Annotated in this window: 23 protein-coding genes; 14 read left to right on the top strand and 9 right to left on the bottom strand. The window is 62.2% G+C overall.

What is annotated here, in order from left to right; all coding sequences use genetic code 11:
- Positions 1-5: 5 nt before the first annotated feature.
- Positions 6-434 (bottom strand): pyridoxamine 5'-phosphate oxidase family protein, encoded by a 429-nt coding sequence (locus C7T36_RS21075; protein WP_045067515.1) that lies wholly within the window; start codon positions 432-434, stop codon positions 6-8.
- Positions 435-491: 57 nt separating this feature from the next.
- Positions 492-1,790, bottom strand: coding sequence for a serine hydrolase (locus C7T36_RS21080; protein ID WP_084702772.1), 1,299 nt, complete (start codon positions 1,788-1,790; stop codon positions 492-494).
- Between the two features lie 175 nt (positions 1,791-1,965).
- On the opposite strand from C7T36_RS21080, the gene C7T36_RS21085 reads away from it, so the two are divergent.
- The gene (locus C7T36_RS21085) at positions 1,966-2,787 is read left to right on the top strand and encodes an acyl-CoA thioesterase II (protein ID WP_033234679.1); all 822 of its coding nucleotides are present in this window, start codon (positions 1,966-1,968) and stop codon (positions 2,785-2,787) included.
- Here C7T36_RS21085 and C7T36_RS21090 read toward each other — a convergent pair.
- Positions 2,781-3,392 carry a hypothetical protein gene (locus C7T36_RS21090; RefSeq protein WP_033234678.1) on the bottom strand — a complete coding sequence of 204 codons (612 nt, stop codon included), beginning with the start codon at positions 3,390-3,392 and terminating at the stop codon, positions 2,781-2,783. The genes C7T36_RS21085 and C7T36_RS21090 overlap by 7 nt on opposite strands.
- Before the next feature lie 89 nt (positions 3,393-3,481).
- On the opposite strand from C7T36_RS21090, the gene C7T36_RS21095 reads away from it, so the two are divergent.
- Both C7T36_RS21095 and pdxT read left to right on the top strand, forming a co-directional pair.
- Positions 3,482-4,354, top strand: a complete 873-nt coding sequence (locus tag C7T36_RS21095) for an acyl-CoA thioesterase II (protein WP_033234959.1) — start codon at positions 3,482-3,484, stop codon at positions 4,352-4,354.
- Entirely contained in the window at positions 4,351-4,956 is a 606-nt protein-coding gene (pdxT, locus tag C7T36_RS21100) for a pyridoxal 5'-phosphate synthase glutaminase subunit PdxT (protein WP_033234677.1), read from the top strand. Before C7T36_RS21095 ends, pdxT begins: the two co-directional genes overlap by 4 nt.
- Here the strand turns inward: pdxT and C7T36_RS21105 are convergent.
- Both C7T36_RS21105 and C7T36_RS21110 read right to left on the bottom strand, forming a co-directional pair.
- Entirely contained in the window at positions 4,953-5,888 is a 936-nt protein-coding gene (locus C7T36_RS21105; RefSeq protein ID WP_033234676.1) for a hypothetical protein, read from the bottom strand. The two genes, pdxT and C7T36_RS21105, sit on opposite strands and share 4 nt — an antisense overlap.
- The gene (locus C7T36_RS21110) at positions 5,885-6,241 is read right to left on the bottom strand and encodes a GntR family transcriptional regulator (RefSeq protein WP_033234675.1); all 357 of its coding nucleotides are present in this window, start codon (positions 6,239-6,241) and stop codon (positions 5,885-5,887) included. Before C7T36_RS21110 ends, C7T36_RS21105 begins: the two co-directional genes overlap by 4 nt.
- Positions 6,242-6,387: 146 nt before the next feature.
- Here C7T36_RS21110 and C7T36_RS21115 point away from each other — a divergent pair, with 146 nt between their 5' ends.
- From C7T36_RS21115 to C7T36_RS21160, 10 genes are all read left to right on the top strand, one after another.
- Positions 6,388-7,143: a YebC/PmpR family DNA-binding transcriptional regulator gene (locus C7T36_RS21115; RefSeq protein ID WP_045067518.1), complete on the top strand. Its 756-nt coding sequence runs from the start codon at positions 6,388-6,390 to the stop codon at positions 7,141-7,143.
- 146 nt (positions 7,144-7,289) lie between these two features.
- A complete protein-coding gene (ruvC, locus tag C7T36_RS21120) occupies positions 7,290-7,862 on the top strand; it encodes a crossover junction endodeoxyribonuclease RuvC (protein WP_033234673.1) in 573 nt (190 codons plus the stop codon).
- Entirely contained in the window at positions 7,859-8,455 is a 597-nt protein-coding gene (gene ruvA / locus C7T36_RS21125; RefSeq protein ID WP_033234672.1) for a Holliday junction branch migration protein RuvA, read from the top strand. The genes ruvC and ruvA overlap by 4 nt, the downstream gene beginning before the upstream one ends.
- The gene (ruvB, locus tag C7T36_RS21130) at positions 8,452-9,549 is read left to right on the top strand and encodes a Holliday junction branch migration DNA helicase RuvB (protein ID WP_045067520.1); all 1,098 of its coding nucleotides are present in this window, start codon (positions 8,452-8,454) and stop codon (positions 9,547-9,549) included. Before ruvA ends, ruvB begins: the two co-directional genes overlap by 4 nt.
- Positions 9,550-9,687: 138 nt before the next feature.
- On the top strand, positions 9,688-10,035 hold the full coding sequence (yajC, locus tag C7T36_RS21135; RefSeq protein WP_045067521.1) for a preprotein translocase subunit YajC: 348 nt from the start codon (positions 9,688-9,690) through the stop codon (positions 10,033-10,035).
- A gap of 128 nt (positions 10,036-10,163) precedes the next feature.
- The gene (gene secD, locus C7T36_RS21140; protein ID WP_045067522.1) at positions 10,164-11,894 is read left to right on the top strand and encodes a protein translocase subunit SecD; all 1,731 of its coding nucleotides are present in this window, start codon (positions 10,164-10,166) and stop codon (positions 11,892-11,894) included.
- On the top strand, positions 11,891-13,111 hold the full coding sequence (gene secF, locus C7T36_RS21145) for a protein translocase subunit SecF (RefSeq protein ID WP_045067523.1): 1,221 nt from the start codon (positions 11,891-11,893) through the stop codon (positions 13,109-13,111). Before secD ends, secF begins: the two co-directional genes overlap by 4 nt.
- 2 nt (positions 13,112-13,113) lie before the next feature.
- Positions 13,114-14,847 carry an ABC transporter substrate-binding protein gene (locus tag C7T36_RS21150; RefSeq protein ID WP_045067524.1) on the top strand — a complete coding sequence of 578 codons (1,734 nt, stop codon included), beginning with the start codon at positions 13,114-13,116 and terminating at the stop codon, positions 14,845-14,847.
- 35 nt (positions 14,848-14,882) lie between these two features.
- Complete coding sequence (locus tag C7T36_RS21155) at positions 14,883-15,434, top strand: adenine phosphoribosyltransferase (protein WP_045067526.1); 552 nt, start codon at positions 14,883-14,885, stop codon at positions 15,432-15,434.
- Positions 15,435-15,530: 96 nt separating this feature from the next.
- Positions 15,531-17,945 (top strand): bifunctional (p)ppGpp synthetase/guanosine-3',5'-bis(diphosphate) 3'-pyrophosphohydrolase, encoded by a 2,415-nt coding sequence (locus C7T36_RS21160; RefSeq protein WP_033234665.1) that lies wholly within the window; start codon positions 15,531-15,533, stop codon positions 17,943-17,945.
- Between the two features lie 51 nt (positions 17,946-17,996).
- Here C7T36_RS21160 and C7T36_RS21165 read toward each other — a convergent pair whose 3' ends face one another.
- The 4 genes from C7T36_RS21165 to C7T36_RS21180 form a co-directional block, all read right to left on the bottom strand.
- A complete protein-coding gene (locus tag C7T36_RS21165; RefSeq protein ID WP_052683523.1) occupies positions 17,997-18,572 on the bottom strand; it encodes a hypothetical protein in 576 nt (191 codons plus the stop codon).
- A gap of 16 nt (positions 18,573-18,588) precedes the next feature.
- Positions 18,589-19,092 carry a flavodoxin domain-containing protein gene (locus C7T36_RS21170; RefSeq protein WP_052683524.1) on the bottom strand — a complete coding sequence of 168 codons (504 nt, stop codon included), beginning with the start codon at positions 19,090-19,092 and terminating at the stop codon, positions 18,589-18,591.
- Between the two features lie 90 nt (positions 19,093-19,182).
- Entirely contained in the window at positions 19,183-19,983 is an 801-nt protein-coding gene (locus tag C7T36_RS21175; protein WP_045067528.1) for a peptidylprolyl isomerase, read from the bottom strand.
- On the bottom strand, positions 19,983-20,855 hold the full coding sequence (locus tag C7T36_RS21180) for a peptidylprolyl isomerase (protein ID WP_045067529.1): 873 nt from the start codon (positions 20,853-20,855) through the stop codon (positions 19,983-19,985). Before C7T36_RS21180 ends, C7T36_RS21175 begins: the two co-directional genes overlap by 1 nt.
- A 166-nt stretch (positions 20,856-21,021) precedes the next feature.
- Here C7T36_RS21180 and C7T36_RS21185 point away from each other — a divergent pair, with 166 nt between their 5' ends.
- The gene (locus C7T36_RS21185; protein WP_045067530.1) at positions 21,022-21,702 is read left to right on the top strand and encodes an MBL fold metallo-hydrolase; all 681 of its coding nucleotides are present in this window, start codon (positions 21,022-21,024) and stop codon (positions 21,700-21,702) included.
- The last annotated feature ends 12 nt before the right edge of the window (positions 21,703-21,714 follow it).

The raw sequence follows: 21,714 nt of genomic DNA on the forward strand, positions 1-21,714 counted from the left end.
TTCGCTCAGCTCTGGGTGTGATCCAATTTCACGGCGCGGCCGGTGATTTCGGATGCGGTGATCTCGACAACGTTGTACTTGGGCGTCGGAATCCAGGACCGCAACCCCAATTCGTCGATCCTGGCGGTTTCGGTGAATGACGTGATCACGCGAGCGGTTCCGCGTACTACGACGCTCCATCCCTGTTCTGGGCCAACGTGATCGGCTTCGAACAGAACGCGATCGTTGATGGTCAGTTCGACGAGTTTGGCTCCCTCCGCGGTGCGGAAGTAGATGTGGTTGTCATCGACCACGTAATTGACCGGAAAAATGTCCACGTGTCCGGAAGCTCCGACCACAATCCGGCCCAATGTGGCTTGGCTCAGCAGCTTCCAGCTTTCTTCGGCTGCGAGTACGGCGACTGGTGAGTTCGAGGAGAGATCGTTGGCGGTCATGTCTTATTTTCTCACGCGAGAGGGGACTAATCGGGCGAGTTGGACGAAGATCACTAGTCAGCGGGTCGGTGTTGGCGCCGCGGGTACCGCCGCGGGGTCACCGCCCGGTACGCCGCCCCCGCCGTAGAAGGTGGGAATGATGCCCTTGGCCAGAACCAGCGCCGATCCCTCACCGCTCGGTACCGTCGCCAGGTTGGTGGCGATCACAATGGTGAGGTCGGTGTTCGGGTCGTGGGCCATGAACGACATGAATCCGGGAATCTGGCCGTCGTGGCCGATCAGGGCAGGTCCGAAGCGTGCGATGCCCAAACCGTAGCCGGCGGCCGAGGGATTGCTCGGATCAGTGGGTTGAATGCTGTCGAGGCGAATCTTCTGCATGTCGTCATTCAGCAACCCGCCGCCGACAAGGGCTTTGACGTAGGTAGCCAGATCTCCGACCGTCGAAATTGCGCCGCCCGCCGTCCACGTCCAGGACGGGTTGGCATCGGTCTCGTTGTTCGGCTTCAAGGTGCCGGCCAGCGCTGCGCTCAGTTCTGGTTCGGGTAGTGCGAAGGTGTCGATCGTGGAGACATTGGTACCGAAGGAATAGCCCTGCGGATGGGGGTCGGGGATCGAGGAATCGGTTGCGGCCGGTAACGACGTGTGTGTCAGCCCGAGGGGTTCGTAGATGCGCTCCTGGAATGCCTGTGCCGCAGTCATATCGGTGAGTTCTTCGATGACCAGGCCGAGTAGCACGATGTTGGTATTGCTGTACTCGAACTTCTCGCCCGGAGCAAAATCGACGGGGTGGGAGAACGCGATGGCCAGCAATTCCTCCGGTGTCCACGCCTTCTGCGGGTCGTTGTCGAGCGTCGCGTTGAATTGTGGGTCGAAGGAATAGCTGTACAGCCCGCTGTGCATGTCGGATAGCTGCGCAATGGTGATCGTATCGCCGTTGGGCACCCCGTCGATGTATTTACCGATGGGATCGTCCAGGCTGAGCTTTCCTTCCTGCACCAACTGGAGAATGACCGTCGACGTCATGGTCTTGGTATTGCTTCCGACGCGGAAATAGTCGTCCAGTGACATGGGTTTGTCCTCGCCGATGACCTGTGTGCCGAATGTCGCGGTCCAGTCGCCTTGCGTCGGCGACGAGATCAGCACCACTACGCCGGGAATGACGTTGTCTTTCATCAGTTTCTCGATGGTCGGCTGCAAGGTTGCCGCGTACGCCGGTGCCGGGGCATTGTTTGACGACGTGACCTGAGTCTGCGACACGTCAGTGGAATCGCTCTCCTCCGACGAGGTGCCGCACCCGGTCAGGGCGACGAGACTCATCGTCAAAGCGACGGCTGCTGTTGTGCTGTGACGGCGCATGGGTTCTCCCGGTCTGCGATCGCGAATTCAGCTGTAACTTGAATCGTAAAGAACGACCGTGTCCGTTTTAGGTGTTTCGCGTGTCTGCGCTGGTTGAATTCGCTGAATTTGTCCACCATCAGGCATTGTGTGACTGTCGGTGAGAATTCGGCGGATGCGGAGAACGGGAGTAGCGATGGCGACGATCGAAGAAATTCTGGAACTGGAACGCCTCGAACGCGACATTTTCCGAGGGATAATTGCGGAGACCACGCTGCCCCGAACATTCGGTGGGCAAGTGGCAGGTCAGGCACTTGTCTCGGCCGTGCGCACCGTTGATCCGGAATTCTTGGTTCATTCCCTGCACGGATATTTTCTCCGACCCGGAAACCCGAAGGAGCCCACTGTCTTTCTGGTCGACCGCGTGCGCGATGGCCGATCTTTTGCCACACGACGGGTGACAGGAATCCAAGACGGGCAGGCGATCTTCACGATGTCGGCGTCGTTCCACGTTCAAGACGAGGGCATCGAGCACCAGGACGAGATGCCGCCTGTGCCCGACCCTGAGACGCTGGGCCTGGCCACCGACTCCGACGACGGCGAGACCGCGTGGCTGGCTCGCGAATGGGCAGACTGGGACCTACGGCTCGTCCCACAAGCTGATATCAGCAAGCGTCCAGGCGCCGCGGCTCAGCAGCAAGTGTGGTTCCGCTCGCGGGAGGCACTACCGGATGACCCGGTCTTCCACGTGTGTGCCCTCGCGTACATGAGCGACATGACCTTGCTGGGATCCTCTCGTATCCCGCACAAGGACACACCAATGCAGGCCGCATCGCTCGATCACGCAATGTGGTTCCTGCGCCCGTTTCGGGCGGACGAGTGGTTGTTGTACGACCAGACCTCGCCGTCGGCCGGGTTCGGTCGCGCGCTGACTCAGGGACGGATTTTCGACCGACGCGGAAACATGGTCGCCGCGGTGGTTCAGGAAGGTTTGACGCGTCACCTTCGTACTCAGTAGACGCGAACGGCAGGTCGAGCGGGGTGGTCGTAACGCACGTCCAGATCGATCCGGTCGGTCACACCATCCTGATGCTCGAGTAGCGGGTCGACGGTCCACAGCTGTGCAGGCGGTGTGTGCCGCCGGATCGCCGCCTCGGACATGTTCAATCGGACGGTGACGTCGAAGTCGAGACCGCGGCCAAGCAGCATCGGTCCGGCGACAATGATCACCGTTCGCTCGTGAACGGTTCGGCGGGATGAGCGTGCCGACCGGTCTGCTGTCTCGTCCCACAGTTGGGGAAGCCACGTACGACGCGCCCGCGCCGCCGTCACGACTTCACGGTCCAGAGCGTCGTAGTCGAACCACATCGTTCGATAGCTCAGCGGATCTTCGTGCCCGAACTCGAGCCGCAACGACGCCGGCCGCACGTAGTCGTGAAGAGAGACAACAGCACTCGGACGTTGCCGCGCCTGCGCGGCAACACCGATCAACTCGGCTAGTTCGACCGGCCGAGCGCAATCAGCACCGTCCAGCGCCACCACCGCAACTGTCGGGTGTGATTCACACAGCGATACAACCTGTTCGGCCAGTGCCTGCGGGGTCGAGGGGATGAAGGCGTTCACACCACCATGGTGCCGTGTGCGGGCGGCGAACCGATAATGTGAACCCGTTGCCCGCCGGCGCTGTCGGCCTCTACTCTGCCGGAGGACACATGATTGGTATCGAGGAGATCCTCGAGCTCGAAACGCTGGAAAAGGATATTTTCAGAGGGGCAGTTCACCCCACTGTCATGCAGCGCACCTTCGGTGGACAGGTAGCCGGCCAGTCTCTGGTATCCGCAGTCAGCACCGTTGACGAGCGCTTCCACGTGCATTCGTTGCACGGATATTTTCTGCGGCCGGGTAATCCCAAGATTCCCACGGTGTATCTCGTGGACCGGATCCGTGACGGGCGCTCGTTCTGTACACGCCGGGTGAACGCCGTCCAGGACGGGAAGACGATCTTCTCGATGTCGGCGTCGTTCCACGTCGAAGACCAGGGCATCGAGCATCAGGACCGGATGCCGAATGTCCCGATGCCGGAGGAACTGCCGGACCCGTTGACCATTCCCGATTTTGCCGGAACACCGCTTCACGAGGAGTGGCGGAACTGGGATCTGCGAATCGTGCCTGCAGACGTTGCGAACTCGGCACCGGATATGCCTGCGCAGCAGCGGGTTTGGATCCGTTACCGCAACACCTTGCCGGATCGCCCACTTCTGCACATCTGCACCTTGGCCTATCTGAGTGACATGACGCTGCTCAACACCTCGAATGTGCCGCACAAGGACGTGAAGACGCAGAATGCCTCACTCGATCATGCGATGTGGTTCCTGCGTCCGTTCCGGGCCGACGAATGGCTGATGTACGACCAGACGTCGCCGTCGGCCGGGTTCGGGCGAGCGCTGACGCAGGGGCGCATTTACGATCGAAGCGGCAATATGGTGGCAGCGGTAGTCCAGGAAGGCTTGTCGCGGATCGAACGCGAGCCCTCGGTTAGTGAAGACCCCTCGGGTAGTGAAGACAAGGTAGGAACACAGGCATGACTCGTCCGTTGATCGGCGTACTCGCACTCCAGGGTGACGTGCGGGAGCACCTTGCTGCCTTGGCGGATTCGGGGGCGGACGCCGTGGGCGTGCGCCGTCCCGAGGAACTCGACAAGGTTGACGGCATCGTGATTCCCGGCGGTGAATCGACAACGATGAGCCGGCTTTTGCAGGTTTTCGAACTGCTCGAACCGCTTCGCGAACGGCTTCGCGGTGGGTTGCCTGCCTACGGTTCGTGCGCCGGCATGATCTTGCTGGCCAGCGAGGTGCTCGACACCCGGCCCGATGCCGAGCACCTCAATGCTATTGATATGACCGTGCGCCGCAACGCTTTCGGACGTCAGGTCGATTCGTTCGAATCGGACCTCGAATTCGAGGGCATTGTCGGAGATCCTGTCCGGGCCGTGTTCATTCGCGCGCCGTGGGTGGAACGGGTAGGCCCGGGCGTCGAGGTTCTTGCCCAGGTGCCGGCGGCAGCAGGCGAAGCTGCCGGCCGGATCGTGGCTGTTCGGCAAGGTTCGGTGATTGCGACGTCGTTCCATCCGGAGGTGACGGGGGACCGTCGTGTGCACGAGCTCTTCGTCGACCTGGTTCGGGGCTAGATTTCGCGAGCGCCAGCCTGTTGGACGAGTGAATTGAGGAGTCGGACACCATCTTCCGGGTGGTCGACGGTGACGGCGAAAACGCGCCCGGTCTCGAGCGTGAGCACGATTGCCTCGCCGGAGCGCAGTGTCACCGCCGTGCCGCGTGGAGTGATGCGATAGCCGTATCCACCCCACTCAATGGGCCGGATGGCGTCGGCGGACGCGGACTTCACTCTCGAGATGGCAATCTTCTTCCACCGGATGCCCCACGAGCTGATGCTCAGTCCGGAATTATCCACGCGGACCGTGACGGACGCGAAAGCTGCTGTCATGACGGTGGCGGCGAGCAGGATGACAGCTACCCACCAGTCGGAATATGCGGCGGTGCCGACCGTGAGTGCTGTCAGACCGGCGGAGAGGACCCACGGCCAGACGCTGTGTGCGCGGCCGATCCACGCTGCGCGTTCGGTGGCAGTGAGCGGTGTGTCCAGCGTCGGGGTGGGGAGCAGCGGTTCGACATTGGCTCCGCCCCGTGAGGTGAGCGCCCAAGCGGCGATTCCCGTCATTGCCGCAGCGATGGGAAGAGCTATCCACCACCCGATACGTGCGTTCTCCGGGGCGCCGGCGTCGAGGGTCAAGGCAACGCTGAGGATCCAGATCGTCGCTGACGTCGCGGCTGCGGTGGCTGTGACGGACAACAGCAGGGGAGCGGAGTCGCCCGCACGAATCGCCGTGACCGCGGCAACGACGGAGGCGATCAACGACACCACCAGTGTGATGGCGAAGAACGTTGTGGTTGTGGCGAATCCGTCCGGCGTCGATCCGGACCAGTGACTGGCGACAGTGTGCGGAAGCTGATCGCCCCACAGTAGGCGTGCCACGATCAACACCGCCGTGGGGATGAAGGTCAACGAGGCTGCGGTCCAGAGCCGGACCTTGCTGGTCGTCATTGTGTGCTGGTCTCCTTGATGAGGTCGAGCATGTGGGCTGTGTCGAGACCCAGATTGCGGGCCTGGCGGACAAACTCTCGTGCTGATTCGTGGAGAGCTGTTGCGCCGGAATCGAACTCGGCGCGGATGACGGCGCCGCGCCCGCGTCGTAGATCGATGAGGCCCTCGTCGCGCAGCGCCGCGTACGCACGCAGAACGGTGTGCAGATTGACGTCAACCGACTCGGCGAGTGCGCGAGCGGACGGAAGTCGATCGCCGGGGCCGACCTCGCCGCGGATGACGGCCCCGCGCACTCCGGCCGCAATCTGATCGGCGAGTGGCGTCGCCGAGGCGTGATCGATGCGAATCAACATGTTTGCATTCTATGCAAACAATCTCGTGTTTGACGAATTAGTGTGCGGGGGATGCAGCATGTGGCGACGTGGGACGGGTAACATCGTCAGAGCTGAAAGAAGCGCATTCGGCGTGCGCAACACAGCAGGAAAGGGGCTTGAATCGCATGAGCGGCCACTCAAAATGGGCCACCACCAAGCACAAGAAGGCTGTGATCGACGCACGTCGTGGCAAATCCTTCGCGAAGCTGATCAAGAACATCGAGGTGGCGGCACGAACCGGCGGTGGCGATCCCACGGGCAACCCCACGTTGTTCGATGCCATTCAGAAGGCTAAGAAGACGTCTGTCCCCAACGACAACATCGAGCGTGCGCGCAAGCGCGGCGCAGGTGAAGAAGCTGGCGGCGCGGACTGGCAGACCATCATGTACGAGGGCTACGGGCCCAACGGTGTTGCTGTGCTGATCGAGTGCCTGACCGACAACCGCAACCGTGCAGCTGGTGAAGTTCGTACCGCAATGACGCGCAACGGCGGCAACCTTGCCGATCCGGGTTCGGTCTCGTACCTGTTCGCTCGCAAGGGCGTCGTGACGCTCGAGAAGAACGGGCAGTCCGAGGACGACGTGTTGATGGCAGTACTCGATGCCGGCGCAGAAGAGGTCACCGATCTCGGTGAGACCTTCGAAATCGTCTGTGAGCCACAAGATCTTGTCGCGGTTCGCAGTGCTCTGCAGGAAGCCGAGATCGACTACGACTCCGCCGAAGCCGATTTCCGTGCATCCGTAGAGGTTCCGCTGGACGTCGACGGCGCCCGCAAGATCTTCAAGCTCGTCGACGCGCTCGAGGATTCCGACGACGTGCAGAACGTCTACACGAATATCGATCTGTCCGACGAGGTGCTTGCAGCACTCGACGCCGACTAGGTCGACGCTGAACTAGTTCGACGCAGCCATGCTCAACCCGGCCGTGACGGTAATCGTCGCGGCCGGGTTGCGTGTTGATGTCGGCAGTTCGCCCGTACACCGCTAAGCTATCGAACAGCTGTTCGGTGTGGAGAGGTGTGACAAAAGTGCGCGTGCTCGGAGTGGACCCTGGCTTGACCCGTTGCGGGTTGGGTGTGGTCGATGGGAGTAACGGCAGAGTTGTGCGTCCCATTGCCGTCGACGTGGTGCGTACGCCTGCTGACATGGACCTCGGACCTCGCTTGCTCCGAATCTCGGATGCGGCGGAACTGTGGATCGAGCAGTACAAACCTGACGTCGTTGCCATCGAGCGGGTATTCGCGCAACACAACGTCAGTACGGCAATGGGGACGGCGCAAGCCGGTGGTGTTGTTGCGGTTGCGGCCACGCGCCGTGGCATTCCCGTGTTCTTTCACACGCCCAGCGAGGTGAAAGCGGCTGTCACCGGGAGTGGAACTGCAGACAAGGCGCAGGTCACCGCGATGGTGACTCGAATCCTCAATCTCAAAACCGCTCCGAAACCCGCCGACGCGGCGGACGCACTCGCGCTGGCGATCTGCCACTGTTGGCGGGCACCCATGATCGAACGAATGGCGCGCGCCGAGGCAATGGCTGCGGAGCAGATGCGTAAGTATCAGGCAAAATTGGCCGAGACCACGAAGAAGGCAGGTTCACGATGATCGCGTCGGTTCGCGGCGAGGTACTCGACATAGCTCTCGATCATGCGGTTATCGAGGCTGCGGGTGTCGGTTACCGCGTCAACGCAACGCCGGTGACGCTGGGTGCGTTGCACCGGGGGAGTGAGGCGAGGCTTTTCACGACGATGATCGTGCGTGAGGATTCGATGACGCTCTACGGTTTCTCCGATCTCGAGTCCAAGGATCTGTTCAGCCTTCTCCAGACGGTGTCGGGCGTCGGCCCTCGCCTGGCGATGGCCACGCTTGCGGTACTCGAGCCGGATGCGCTGCGGCGAGCGCTCTCGGAGGGCAATCTCACCGCGTTGACGAGAGTGCCTGGCATCGGAAAACGTGGTGCCGAACGCATGGTTGTGGAACTGCGAGACAAGGTCGACGCAGTACCGACGACCGCCGGGGTGTCGGGGGCAGTCGCAGCAAATGCGATCCGTGATCAGATTGTCGAGGCCTTGGAAGGGCTCGGGTTCCCGCTCAAGCAAGCCGAACAAGCCACGGATTCCGTGCTCGCGGAAACACCCGCCGCAACTACGTCCGTCGCACTTCGATCCGCTCTCTCCCTGCTCGGTAAAACTCGATGAATTTCGACCCGATCGACGACTTCGACGACGAATCCCAGGTCAGCGCCGAATTGGTGGCGGGGGACGGTGAGGTCGAGGCAAGTCTCCGGCCCAAGAGCCTGGACGATTTCATCGGTCAACCGCGCGTGCGCGAGCAATTGCAACTGGTACTCACCGGGGCAAAGATGCGCGGCGGAACACCCGACCACATTCTGATGTCCGGACCGCCCGGACTCGGCAAGACGTCGATGGCGATGATCATCGCGGGTGAGCTGGGTTCTTCACTGCGGTTGACGTCAGGTCCGGCTCTCGAGCGGGCCGGTGATCTTGCGGCGATGTTGAGCAATCTGGTGGAGGGTGACGTTCTCTTCATCGACGAGATTCATCGGATCGCCCGTCCCGCCGAGGAAATGCTGTACCTCGCGATGGAGGACTTCCGAGTCGACGTCGTGGTCGGCAAGGGTCCAGGTGCTACTTCGATTCCGCTGGAAGTCGCGCCGTTCACTCTCGTTGGGGCGACCACCCGATCCGGCGCCCTTACCGGTCCGCTGCGAGATCGGTTCGGGTTCACCGCGCACATGGATTTCTACGAACCCGATGAGCTGCAACAGATTCTGATGCGATCGGCGGGCATCCTCGGCGTGAATCTCGAAGTTGATGCCAGTGCCGAAATTGCTCGACGCTCGCGAGGGACGCCGCGTATCGCCAACCGGTTGCTGCGGCGAGTGCGAGATTTTGCCGAAGTGAGGGCAGATGGGATCGTGACGATGGAGGTCGCCCGCGCCGCTCTCGCCGTTTACGACGTCGACCAACTCGGACTGGATCGTCTCGACAGATCTGTGTTGAGTGCGCTCGTGCGTTCATTCGGCGGCGGCCCGGTGGGAGTGTCCACCTTGGCGGTTGCGGTCGGTGAGGAACCGTCGACTGTCGAAGAGGTGTGCGAGCCGTTCCTGGTTCGCGCCGGCATGATCGCCAGGACCCCGCGCGGTCGTGTAGCCACTGCTGCAGCCTGGAAACAGCTCGGCATGACGCCGCCACCGGACGCCGCTGCGGGTGGTATCGAGGTTCGCGTAAGGGAGCCACAAGCGTCGTTGTTCGACCCGGACGCGGAGTGATTTCGCGTTGTCGGAGCCTCCCGTTAGTGGTGAACTGTCGGGTTTCCTAAGGAACTAGTGGCACACTGGTGTCTTGCGTAGGTCCATCCGGGGCCCGCGTGGCGAAAAACATGCTACAAAACCGAGGTTGATCAACACATGTCGAGTTTGCTTTTCCCCCTCCTGATCCTCGCACTGCTGGTGCCGATGTTCCTGGGCATGCGCAAGCAGAAGAAGGCCATGGCCGCGACTTCCGAGATGCAGGATTCGTTGCAGGTGGGCGACCGTGTGCAGACCACGGCCGGCCTGTACGCGACCATCACGTCGTTGGACGACGACACCGTGGAACTGGAGATCGCGCCCGGCGTCGTCACCACCTGGTCGCGTCTGGTTATCCGCGAGCGTGTCAGTGATGTCGTCGAGGATTACAGTGACGACGAAGACGCGTCTTCCGAGTTCGAAGAATCGGCGACTGACACCGAAATCCGACTCACCAAGGATTCCTGAACGCAGTCACGTCGTGACCCTGCTCTAGAGTTACTGTGTAGTTAACGCATCGCCGCACGTTCGAACGGCGCAACTCGAGCGGTCGTGGACCGCTCACGTCCGGCACCTAATGAGGAGACTTAAAGATCGTGGCACCTTCCACCGGAACGGTGCATCCGGCCCGCTACCTAGCCCTGTTCGGGGTCCTGGTCGTGGCGCTGTATGCACTGGTGTTCTTTACTGGCGATAAATCGGCCACACCGAAGCTCGGTATCGACTTGCAGGGTGGAACGCGTGTCACGCTGACCGCGCGCACGCCGGACGGCAGCGCGCCCAGTCAGGACAGTCTGAAGCAGGCTAAGGAAATCATCGAGACCCGCGTCAACGGGCTCGGCGTGTCCGGATCCGAGGTACTCATCGACGGTGACAACCTCGTCATCACGGTGCCAGGCGACGACAGTGCACAGGCGCGGTCGTTGGGTCAGACGGCTCGCCTGTACATCCGTCCGGTGACCGGATCGATCGATGTCGCCACTCGCGACGCCAACCGCACGACGGTCGCTCCCGGCACCGAAACACCGGCGGCAGAAACACCGGCAGCAGAGGCGCCCGCAACGGAGGCACCGGCCACACAGGCTCCGCAGAACCGCCCGTTCCCAGCACAAGAACCGGCAACCAGCGAACCCGCTCCCACATCGGAAGCAGCGCCAACAACAGAGCCGCCGGCACCGGCCGCTCCGAGTGACTCCGCCGACGCCAGTGACGCCGCCGCAGCCGAGATCGCTGCTGCGCGCGCGCTGCGTCAGAGCACCGATCCCACGGTTCAAGAGCAGGCCGTCGCGAATCTCGACTGTTCGGTAGCCGATCCGCTGCGTGGCAACGACGATCCGACGCTTCCGCTCGTCGCATGCTCCCAGGACGGTGCGTACATCTACCTCCTCGGCCCCTCGATCATCGACGGCCAGGAAATCTCCGACGCGTCGTCGATATTCAACTCCCAGCAGTCTCGCCACGAGATCAGCCTGTCGTTCAAGACCACGGGCAGCAACACCTGGGCACAGTTCACCGCGGCAAACATCGGCAAGCAGGCAGCCTTTGTCCTCGACTCGAAGGTTGTCAGCGCGCCCACGATTCAAGGCGCAACGCCCGCTGGTAGCGCCACCTCGATCACCGGCAGCTTCACCGCGGAAAGCGCGGAGGAACTGGCGAACACACTGAAGTACGGTTCGCTGCCGCTCTCGTTCGCGGCTTCGGAAGCCGAGACAGTATCGGCGACGCTCGGACTGGCGTCTCTGCAAGCAGCGTTGATCGCGGGCGCAGTCGGCCTTGTTCTCGTGCTCGTGTACTGCCTCGTCTACTACCGAATGCTTGGCGTGCTGACCGCGCTGTCGCTCGTCCTCTCGGGAATCATGGTGTACGCCATCATGGTGCTGCTCGGCCGGTATATCGGGTTTACCCTCGACCTCGCCGGCATGGCAGGTCTGATCATCGGTATCGGTATGACAGCCGACTCGTTTGTCGTATTCTTCGAACGCATCAAGGACGAGATGCGAGAGGGCCGCAGCTTCCGTTCCGCAGTACCCCGTGGTTGGGCCCGTGCCCGCCGCACCATCCTCTCGGGCAACGCCGTGAGCTTCATCGCGGCCGCCGTTCTGTACCTACTGGCGGTGGGCCAGGTGCGCGGATTTGCGTTCACCCTCGGCCTGACCACCATCCTCGACGTCGTAGTTGTCTTCCTCGTGACGTGGCCTCTGGTTCATCTGGCTTCCCGTTCGGCGTTCTGGTCCAAGCCCAGCGTCAACGGATTGGGAGCAGTCCAAGAGGTAGCCCGCGAACGTAAGGTTGCCGCCGCTGCGTCGGCTAAGGAGACACGAGCATGAGTGAGTCCAACAACAACTCTGCCGAAAATTCCTCGGCGGACCGCGAAGCACGTTCCGTAACAGCAGATTCCGGGGTCGACCAGGCCTCGATGCCGAAACATAGTCTGCTGTCGCGTCTGTACACCGGCACCGGCGCATTCGAGGTAGTCGGCAAGCGTCGGTTCTACTACGGCCTGACCGGCGCGTTGGTAGCGATCGCACTGCTTGCAATGCTGATCCGCGGTTTCACGTTCGGTATCGATTTCGAGGGCGGATCGCGCATCCAGTTCCCGGCCGGAGACGGCGTCGAGACATCGCAGGTCGAAACTGTGTACTCCGAAGCACTCGGTTTCGAACCGGTCAGCGTGCAGACGGTGGGTTCGGGTTCGAGTGCCACCGTGCAGATTCGCTCGGAAACGCTCGATGCGCAGCAGATCGTGACGCTCCAGAATGCACTCTTCGACGAATTCCAGCCCGAGGACAGAAACGGTAATCCGTCCCGCGATGCCATCAGCTTTGCCGATGTGAGCGAGACCTGGGGTGGCCAGATCACCAAGAAGGCTCTGCTCGCGCTGATCGTCTTCCTGGTCATCGTGAGTATCTATATCGCGATTCGTTTCGAGAGAGACATGGCGGTAGCCGCGATCATCGCGCTGTTCTTCGACATCATCGTCACCGCGGGTATCTACGCACTCGTCGGTTTCGAGGTCACACCCGCGACGGTGATCGGTCTACTCACCATTCTCGGCTTCTCGCTGTACGACACCGTCGTCGTGTTCGACAAGGTGGAGGAGAACACGAGAGGCATCCTGCATCTGACGCGTCGCACGTACGGTGAACAGGCGAACCTCGCCGTCAACCAGACGCTCATGCGCTCGATCAACACAACGGTCATCAGTGTGTTGCCCGTGATTGCCCTGATGGTGGTCGCGGTGTGGATGCTCGGCGTCGGAACGCTCAAGGACCTGGCCCTCGTCCAGTTGGTCGGCATCGTCGTTGGCGCCTACTCGTCGATCTTCTTCGCGACCCCGCTCCTCGTGTCGATGAAGGAACGATGGGGACCTGTGGCCGTTCACACCCGCAAGGTTCTCGCTCGCCGGGCTACGCTTGCCGAAAAGGGTCTCGGTGCCAAGACCGCAGAGTCTGTCGGTGCCGGAGCATCGGTAACGCAACGTGCCGCAGTTGCTCCCGCGCCTGGCGCTCGGCCGACCGGAAAGCGGAAAAAGAAGGCTCACTGATCATGCTCCAAGCGAGGCGAGCAGTAGTTCGCTCACTGTCGTTTGTTGCTGCCACCGCGGTGGTCACAGGTTCGTTGGCGGCCTGCTCGGAGGACGACACCGAGCAGGCTCCGTCCATCGGATACGCAATCGACAACACGATCACCACGTACAACGGCAACACGACGGCCGGGGCCGTCTCGGGAACGATGGCGGCGCTCAGCCGGGTGCTACCCGGCTTCACCTTCACCGGGCCGGTCGGCGCTCCGGTATCGGACACAGACATCGGTACCGCGGCGCAGTTGCCGGGTGAGGCGCTGACGGTGTCGTACACGCTCAATCCCTCGTCCGTGTACTCCGATGGTGTTCCGCTGACCTGCGACGACCTGGTTCTCACGTGGGCCGCATCGAGTGGCCGATTCACGAAAACCGTCGACGGCGCGGACGTGCCGATGTTCGATGTAGCCAACACGTTGGGGTACTCCGATATCGACCAGGTGCAGTGCCAGCCCGGTGCAAAAGACGCGACCGTCGTGTTCAAACCCGGCCGCGCGTTCACCGAGTGGCGTTCCCTGTTCGGGGCGACGGCACTGATGCCGTCGCACATCGCGATGCAACGCGCCGGCGTGCCAGACCTGGTGTCGGCCGTGAACTCGGATGACACCGAGGCACTGACGAAGATCGCCGAATTCTGGAACACCGGGTGGAACATGACGCCCGGTCAGTTGGATACGTCGGTATTGCCGTCCTCGGGCCCGTACCGAGTCGAGGACTACACCGAAGACGGTGGGCTGGTGCTGGTCGCCAACGAGCGGTGGTGGGGCAATGCACCGGCCACTGACCGCATCGTGGTGTGGCCCCGTGGAGTGGACCTCACCAAGGATGCTGTCGACCAATCGATCGAAGTGATCGACGTCGGTTCCGGTTCGGCCGGGGACCTCAGCGCGCTCTCCGGTTTCACCAGCGAGCAGATCCCGTCGAGGTCCATCGAGCAATTCATCTTGTCGACGTCGGGGGTTCTCGGCGACGAAGCAGCCCGGCGGGCATTCGGGCATTGTGTGCCTCGGTCGACGCTGTTCGATCAGTACGGAAGCACGCCCGACGCGCCGGCGGTCGGCGTCGGATCCGGAACGGTGGATTCGCGTCTCGTAGTCCCCGATTCGTTGGTGTACAGCGATGCCGCGGCGACCGACGGTAATCGATACAGCGCAGCGGACGTCGCAGCCACCAAGGTCTCGTTGTCCGAGGCCGGATTGGATGCGTTGACCGTGCGTGTCGGGTACCTGGCTCCGGATCCGGTGCGGTCCCAGATCGTGGCCGACGTGAAGGCGGCGTGCGAACCTGCCGGAGTCACGATCGAGGACGTCAGCTCCCCGGATTTCACACCGGACGCACTGCGCACGGGTGGCGTCGACGCGGTCCTGGCCGGCACCGCCGGTCAAGCGGGTGCGGCGGGCATGGCGGACATGATCGACGCGCGCGGAGCACTGCGGTCGGGTAACTCCTCGAATTTCGGTGAATACGGAAATGTGCGGGTCGATCAGATTATCGACCAGTTGGACACCGATCCTGCAATAGCTGCGCAATTGGGACTGTCGGTGGAGGCGGAGAACATCCTCTGGACGCAGGTGCCTACTATTCCTCTGTTCAATCAGGTGCGAACTGTTGCCGTCGCTCAAGGAATGAGTGCCGTGGTGGCCAATCCGACTCGATCGGCCAGCGGCTGGAACATGGACAGATGGGTATTGCGTAGATGACGATTTCGAATGAAATCAGTGTGGGTGGGACAAGGATGACGTCAGACGAATTGAAGGCAGTGCATCTGGCCGCGTCGGATGCCGTAGTCCGGTTGACACGGTGGGCCGACAATTTCCCAGGTCCGGGTGTGCGTTTTGCAGACCTGACGCCGGTGTTCGCGGACGCCGAAGGTTTCAGTGCTGTTCTCGACGGTTTGATTGCATGTGCGCCCGATGTGGACACGATTGCGGCCGTCGACGCGCGTGGTTTCCTGCTCGGAGCCGGTGCTGCCGCTCGAATGGGCGCCGGTGTGGTTGCGGTGCGCAAGGTGGGCAAACTGCCGCCACCTGTTCTCTCACGTTCGTACAGCCTCGAATACGGGTCGTCGACGCTCGAGATTCCGGCAAACGGGTTCGATCTCACCGGACGGAATGTTCTGGTCATCGACGACGTTCTGGCTACCGGAGGGACATTGGAAGCAGCCGTGCAGTTGGTGGAACTGGCCGGCGCCACCGTCGTCGCGGTGGCCGTGGTGCTCGAGATCGAGGAACTCAGGGGCCGTGATCGGTTCGTAAAGTACCCGCTGACGTCCCTGGTCAAGGTCTGAGTACTAAAGTTGGCTCCTGGGGGTCTGGTAGACCTCCAGGGCAATTTCCCGTTGCAGGGCGGTTGCCTAACCAACTCGGTGGTAGGAGGTGGCGACATGACGTCGAATCTTGATCGATCACAGAACTCGGGTGCAGTGTCGCAGGAATCGGGTACCAACCCGGCTCCGGATACGACACCATCGAAGTCCGGTGCTCCGGACGACAGTTCCGCTTCGTCGCAAACAGCAGGCAATCGGATCGGTCAGAGTGCAGCCGTACCGGCGTCGGCGTCTCGCCGCGTTCGCGCTCGCCTTGCTCGGCGCATCACGGGGCAGCGTAATGCCACTATCCGCCCGGTTCTCGAGCCGCTGGTCAGTTTGCATCGTGAGCTGTACCCGAAGGCCGATCTGGCGCTTCTCCAGCGCGCGTACGACGTCGCGGAGGAACGACACTCCAGTCAGCGTCGTAAGTCCGGCGATCCCTACATCACGCACCCGCTGGCTGTCGCGAGCATCCTCGCCGAGTTGGGGATGGACACCACCACACTGGTGGCCGCATTGCTTCACGACACCGTTGAGGACACCGGTTACTCGCTCGAAGAATTGACGCGCGATTTCGGCGACGAAGTTGCGCACTTGGTCGACGGCGTCACCAAACTCGACAAGGTTGTCCTGGGCACCGCCGCCGAGGGCGAGACCATCCGCAAGATGATCATCGCGATGGCGCGTGATCCTCGGGTGCTGGTCATCAAGGTTGCCGACCGCCTGCACAACATGCGGACCATGCGCTTCCTGCCGCCGGAGAAGCAGGCGCGCAAGGCTCGCGAAACTCTCGAAGTTATTGCACCCCTTGCTCATCGGCTTGGAATGGCGACAGTCAAGTGGGAACTCGAAGACTTGTCGTTCGCGATCCTGCACCCCAAGAAGTACGACGAGATCGTGCGTCTGGTTGCCGATCGCGCGCCGTCGCGGGACACCTACCTGGCGAAGGTGCGGGCCGAGATCAACTCCACGCTGTCCGCGTCGCGGATCAATGCGGTGGTTGAAGGACGGCCAAAGCACTACTGGTCGATCTATCAGAAGATGATCGTCAAGGGCCGCGACTTCGACGACATCCATGACCTGGTCGGCGTCCGCATTCTGTGTGACGAGGTCCGTGACTGTTACGCGGCAGTCGGTGTTGTGCATTCACTGTGGCAGCCGATGGCGGGGCGGTTCAAGGACTACATCGCGCAACCGCGGTACGGCGTGTATCAGTCGCTGCACACCACGGTCGTGGGTCCGGAGGGCAAGCCCCTCGAGGTCCAGATCCGTACGCAGGACATGCACCGGACGGCCGAGTTCGGTATCGCCGCGCACTGGCGGTACAAGGAGACCAAGGGCAAGCACGCCGGCGACATCGCCGAGGTCGACGACATGGCGTGGATGCGCCAGCTACTCGACTGGCAGCGTGAAGCGGCCGACCCGGGGGAGTTCCTCGAGTCGCTGCGCTACGACCTTGCCGTCAAGGAGATCTTCGTCTTCACCCCCAAGGGTGACGTGGTGACCTTGCCTGCAGGTTCGACGCCGGTCGACTTTGCCTACGCCGTGCACACCGAGGTGGGCCACCGCTGTATCGGTGCCCGCGTCAACGGACGTCTGGTCGCCCTCGAGCGCAAGCTCGACAACGGCGAGGTGGTGGAAGTCTTCACGTCGAAGGCGGCCACCGCAGGCCCCAGCCGTGACTGGCAGTCGTTTGTCGTCTCCCCGCGGGCCAAGGCAAAGATTCGTCAGTGGTTCGCGAAGGAACGACGCGAGGAAGCTCTCGAATCCGGTAAGGATCAAATCGCCAAGGAAGTACGACGCGTCGGACTTCCGTTGCAGCGCTTGATGAATGCCGAGTCGATGAGCACGATCGCGAACGAGCTTCGGTACCCGGACGTCTCGGCGTTGTACACGGCGGTGGGTGAGAGCCAGGTCAGTGCGCACCACGTCGTACAGCGTCTGGTGGCTCATCTCGGCGGCGTCGGCGCAGTCGAGGAGGAACTGGCCGAAAGGTCCACACCGTCGAACATGCCGGTGCGTACTCGCAGTACCGGCGACTCCGGCATCCTGGTTCCCGGTGCTCCGGGCACGGTGGCAAAGCTTGCCAAGTGCTGCACACCGGTGCCTGGCGATTCCATTCTGGGCTTCGTCACGCGCGGCGGCGCGGTCAGTGTTCACCGCACGGATTGCACCAACGCCAATTCGCTGCACGACCAGTCCGAACGGATCATCGACGTCGAGTGGGCACCGTCCGCGTCGTCGGTGTTCCTGGTCGCGATCCAGATCGAGGCGCTCGATCGTCACCGCTTGCTTTCCGATGTGACCAAGGCGTTGGCAGACGAGAAGGTCAACATCTTGTCTGCGTCGGTCAACACGTCCGGTGATCGAGTTGCCATCAGCAAGTTCACCTTCGAGATGGGTGACCCGAAGCATCTCGGCCACGTTCTCAACGTGGTCCGCAATGTGGAAGGCGTGTACGACGTGTATCGAGTGACGTCGGCGTCGTAGTTCTCTCACACCGACTGGCGCCGAGCAGATTCCCTGCTCGGCGCCAGTCGCTTACGTGCGCCTGGAAGGTCTTGCCGCTGCAGCGATTCCGGCGTTCCAGCCGGGAGCCTGCCCGCCGCGCGGTGGCTCGATTCCGGAAAGGTCGACGCCGCATCGGGTCAAGACCCAGGCCACAACGGAATTCGAGTTCCACATGTCACCTACGCCGACGGCATCCCGTCCCCAGACGAAGGTGGGAACCGTTCGAATCTCGTCGAGGATCTGCTCGGCAACTGCCGAATCCGCCGATAGACGCAGCGGACTCTCGACAGCTTCCTCGATATCGTCGACCGTTCCGTTCCGCCAACAGTGCACTTCGTACCGGAAGTACTTCGATCCACCGGCCCAGTGCGCGCCGACCGGACCTTCCGCGACAACACCGCGATCGGGTTCCTTGTGCTGCCACACCGGAGTCATCTCGATCGAATAGACGTTGGGCGGCACTGTGATTCGCAGCGCGCAATGGTAAAGCGGCACCGGTGTTCGATGAGTGAACCAGGCGCTCAACCGTTCGTAGACAATGCCGTTGAAGCGCACCACATGTCCGCCAGCGCCGAGCGGAAGCCAGTACAGATCTACGGCGGTCACGTGTGTCCTTCGACCTTCACCGATCCGGGTGGGCGGCGAGGGTCGAGCAGATGCTGTCGGCCCAAGCGGCGATGTCGTCCGGCGATCGGAAATCGCCCTCGGTCGCTTTTGCCGCTCTGGTCGCAATGCGCTCGGTGAACGAGAGCACCGACGGATCGAGTTTGCCGCCGAACATGTGGTGCTCAACGGCCCAGGGGGTGTTGATCCACTTGAGATTGTCGGCATTGTCACCAGGGGTGATTGGGCCGCTGGAGAACAACCACACCGGACGCTTCTGCAGGGCATCGAGATCGCGATCCACCAGACGGGTCGCATCCTTGAGCCATTTCCCGAGGTAGATCGCGCTGCCGAGAACGACGGCGTCATAGCCTTCGACCGTGTCGACGTCGTGGGCTTTCTTGACATCGACCTGAGGCTCGATATTCCGTGCCCGTAACCCCGAAGTAATCGCGCGGCCTAACTGCTCACCGATTTCGGCAGTCGATCCGTGCTTGCTCGCTGTTGCGATCAGAATCCTCATGCAGTGATGATCCCGCTTTGTCGGTGATACAAAACAGAAAAGGGCGATACGAGAGGAATCTCTCGTATCGCCCCTTTCTGTGCTGTCAGATCAGGCGACTACTGCTGTTTCGATGGTGATCGGGGTGTTCGGGGCACCGCCGCCGGTGGCTCCCATGCTTCCGTCGTCACCGTCGGCGGCGATCTTCTCGATGGTTGCAAGACCGGCCTCGTCGATGGTCCCGAAAACGGTGTAGTCGGGCGGGAGGAGTGAATCGTCGTATACGAGGAAGAACTGGCTACCGTTGCTGTCCGGCTGTGATGAATGAGCCATGGCCAGAGTGCCGCGCGGGTAGACGACCGGCAACGACAGCGCCGGATCGTTCTCGGCGTACACGGTGGTCGGGTACTCGTTGGCAAAGCCGAATCCCGGTCCGCCCGTGCCCTGGCCCGAAGGATCTCCGCACTGGAGGATCTGCAGGCCCGGGCTGGTGACGAGGCGATGGCACGGGGTGTCGTCGAAGTACTTCTGCTCGACCAGGCTGACCATGCTGTTGACGGTGCACGGGGCGGCGGTGCGGTTGAGTTCCATACCGATCGGTCCGGCGGTGGTGGTCAACTGGACGTTTACGGTGCCCTCGGCGGGGACGCCGGTGGAAGTCGGCGTGTCAACCGTCTTGGCTGCACCCGCCGCCGGGGCATAGGTGCAGTCGACCGTGGCACCAGCAGGCGCCGGAACGGCGGGCAACTGCTCGAACTGCGACATGTCCAGGGGCGCTGACTTCGTGGTCGACTTCGCGCTCGCCTGAGTGCTCGACGACGCCGAATCGGTCGTGGAGTCGTTACTGGAACATCCGGCGAGAACGAGGGCGGTGGCGCCGACGGCCGCGATCAGAAGGGACGTGCGTTTCATCAGTCGATCCTTACAGTCTTGATATCGGTGGTGAGGTTCGGCGTGCCGTCGCCCTCGGGTGTGCTGCCACCCGCTGCGATCTTGTCGAGCGTCGCAAGCCCGGTCTCGTCGATCGTGCCGAATACGGTGTAGTCAGGCGGGAGCTGTGAATCGCCGTAGACGAGGAAGAACTGGCTGCCGTTTGTGCCGGCTCCGGCGTTGGCCATCGCGATCGTTCCGCGGCTGTACGTCACCGGCATCTGAGCGGCCGGGTCTGCGGCGTCGAACGCAGTGGTCGGGTACTCGTTGTCGAAGCGGTAACCGGGTCCGCCGCTACCGGTGCCCGACGGATCGCCGCATTGCAAAACCTGCAATGAGGGGCTCGTCGTCAGGCGATGGCATGTCGTGGCGTCGAAGTAGTTCTGACCCGCGAGGCTCACAAAGTTGTTGACCGTGCACGGCGACTTCGTTCCGTCGAGGACGAGGCCGATATTTCCCTGCGACGTTTCCATGCTGATGCTCGGCGTCGCGTCCGGCGCCGTAGTGGGGATGCCGTCCGCGCGCGGCGGGTTGTTCGGCTTGGATGCCGGCGCAGCGTCAGTCGGGTAAGCGCACGAGACGGTCTCTGCCAAGGGCGTGAGCAAACCGGCAGGCATGGCGCCGGCCGTCTGCTCAGACGTCGATGTGGCGTCGTCAGCGGTGTTCTCGGTGCTGCTGTCGTCACCTCGGGTGAGCAGGACGATCCCGGCGACGACGGCAACAGCCACGACGACACCAGCAGCCGTGTAGACGATTGTCATTTGCTTGCGCTTGCGCGCCCGCTCGGCGCGGCGTTCGAGCTGGCGCTCGAGCTTGCGTTTTGCCGCCTGGCGGCGCTGCTCGTTACTCGGCACTGCTGGAGTCCTCCATATTCACGGGTGGAACTGCGTCTGGTCGGTATAACTTCAGTTGTCGGAAAGTCTCCCACTGCAACCTGAGAACTTACTGGCGGGGCAGCAGCTTTAGGCTGTACGTGACACCGTGTTGCCTGATTCGCCCTTCGAAGAGGAGTTACCTCAAGTGCTCGTGACTGGTTTTCCGGCCGGGATGTTCCAGACCAACTGCTACATACTCGCTCAGGACGATGCCTGCGAGTGTGTGGTGATCGATCCGGGTCAGGACGCTGCTGAGCCGCTGTTCGAGTTTCTCGACTCCAAGGACATGTCGGTGACGGCCGTGCTGCTGACGCACGGGCATCTCGATCACATGTGGTCTGCGCGTGAGGTCTGCGAGCGGTACTCGGCGCCGGCCTACATTCACCCGGATGATCGCTACATGCTCACCGACCCTGCCCGGGGAATCGGTCCGACGATGAAGGACTTCATCAAGGAAATGTCCTTCGTCGAACCGGACGAGGTCATCGAACTATCCGACGGGGACTCGTTCGAGCTCGCCGGAATGTCCTTTGCGGTCGATCACACGCCGGGCCATACACAGGGCTCTGTTGTCTTCCGCACCCAGGCGGGTACTGCAGAAGGTCCAGTCGATCTGGCTTTCACAGGCGACACCCTGTTCCAGGGCTCGATCGGGCGAAGCGACCTTCCCGGTGGCAACCATGAACAATTGCTCGATTCCGTCGCGAAGAAACTTCTGATTCTCGACGACGCGACAGTCATCCTTCCCGGGCACGGCGACAACAGTTCGATCGGCGCCGAAAGAAGCTCCAATCCGTTTCTCGTTGGACTCAGCGGACAGAAATAAGGAAAAGTAACC

This window comes from Rhodococcus sp. AD45-ID (assembly GCF_003023755.1).
Lineage (GTDB): Bacteria > Actinomycetota > Actinomycetes > Mycobacteriales > Mycobacteriaceae > Rhodococcus_F > Rhodococcus_F globerula.

Coding starts and splice junctions, on each gene's coding strand:
- C7T36_RS21155 (WP_045067526.1), top strand. CDS start 14,883: ATGACGTCAGACGAATTGAAGGCAGTGCATCTGGCCGCGTCGGATGCC.
- C7T36_RS21150 (WP_045067524.1), top strand. CDS start 13,114: ATGCTCCAAGCGAGGCGAGCAGTAGTTCGCTCACTGTCGTTTGTTGCT.
- C7T36_RS21160 (WP_033234665.1), top strand. CDS start 15,531: ATGACGTCGAATCTTGATCGATCACAGAACTCGGGTGCAGTGTCGCAG.
- C7T36_RS21175 (WP_045067528.1), bottom strand. CDS start 19,983: ATGAAACGCACGTCCCTTCTGATCGCGGCCGTCGGCGCCACCGCCCTC.
- C7T36_RS21085 (WP_033234679.1), top strand. CDS start 1,966: ATGGCGACGATCGAAGAAATTCTGGAACTGGAACGCCTCGAACGCGAC.
- C7T36_RS21110 (WP_033234675.1), bottom strand. CDS start 6,241: ATGTTGATTCGCATCGATCACGCCTCGGCGACGCCACTCGCCGATCAG.
- C7T36_RS21115 (WP_045067518.1), top strand. CDS start 6,388: ATGAGCGGCCACTCAAAATGGGCCACCACCAAGCACAAGAAGGCTGTG.
- C7T36_RS21075 (WP_045067515.1), bottom strand. CDS start 434: ATGACCGCCAACGATCTCTCCTCGAACTCACCAGTCGCCGTACTCGCA.
- yajC (WP_045067521.1), top strand. CDS start 9,688: ATGTCGAGTTTGCTTTTCCCCCTCCTGATCCTCGCACTGCTGGTGCCG.
- C7T36_RS21105 (WP_033234676.1), bottom strand. CDS start 5,888: ATGACGACCAGCAAGGTCCGGCTCTGGACCGCAGCCTCGTTGACCTTC.
- ruvA (WP_033234672.1), top strand. CDS start 7,859: ATGATCGCGTCGGTTCGCGGCGAGGTACTCGACATAGCTCTCGATCAT.
- ruvB (WP_045067520.1), top strand. CDS start 8,452: ATGAATTTCGACCCGATCGACGACTTCGACGACGAATCCCAGGTCAGC.
- C7T36_RS21095 (WP_033234959.1), top strand. CDS start 3,482: ATGATTGGTATCGAGGAGATCCTCGAGCTCGAAACGCTGGAAAAGGAT.
- pdxT (WP_033234677.1), top strand. CDS start 4,351: ATGACTCGTCCGTTGATCGGCGTACTCGCACTCCAGGGTGACGTGCGG.
- C7T36_RS21080 (WP_084702772.1), bottom strand. CDS start 1,790: ATGCGCCGTCACAGCACAACAGCAGCCGTCGCTTTGACGATGAGTCTC.
- C7T36_RS21170 (WP_052683524.1), bottom strand. CDS start 19,092: ATGAGGATTCTGATCGCAACAGCGAGCAAGCACGGATCGACTGCCGAA.
- secF (WP_045067523.1), top strand. CDS start 11,891: ATGAGTGAGTCCAACAACAACTCTGCCGAAAATTCCTCGGCGGACCGC.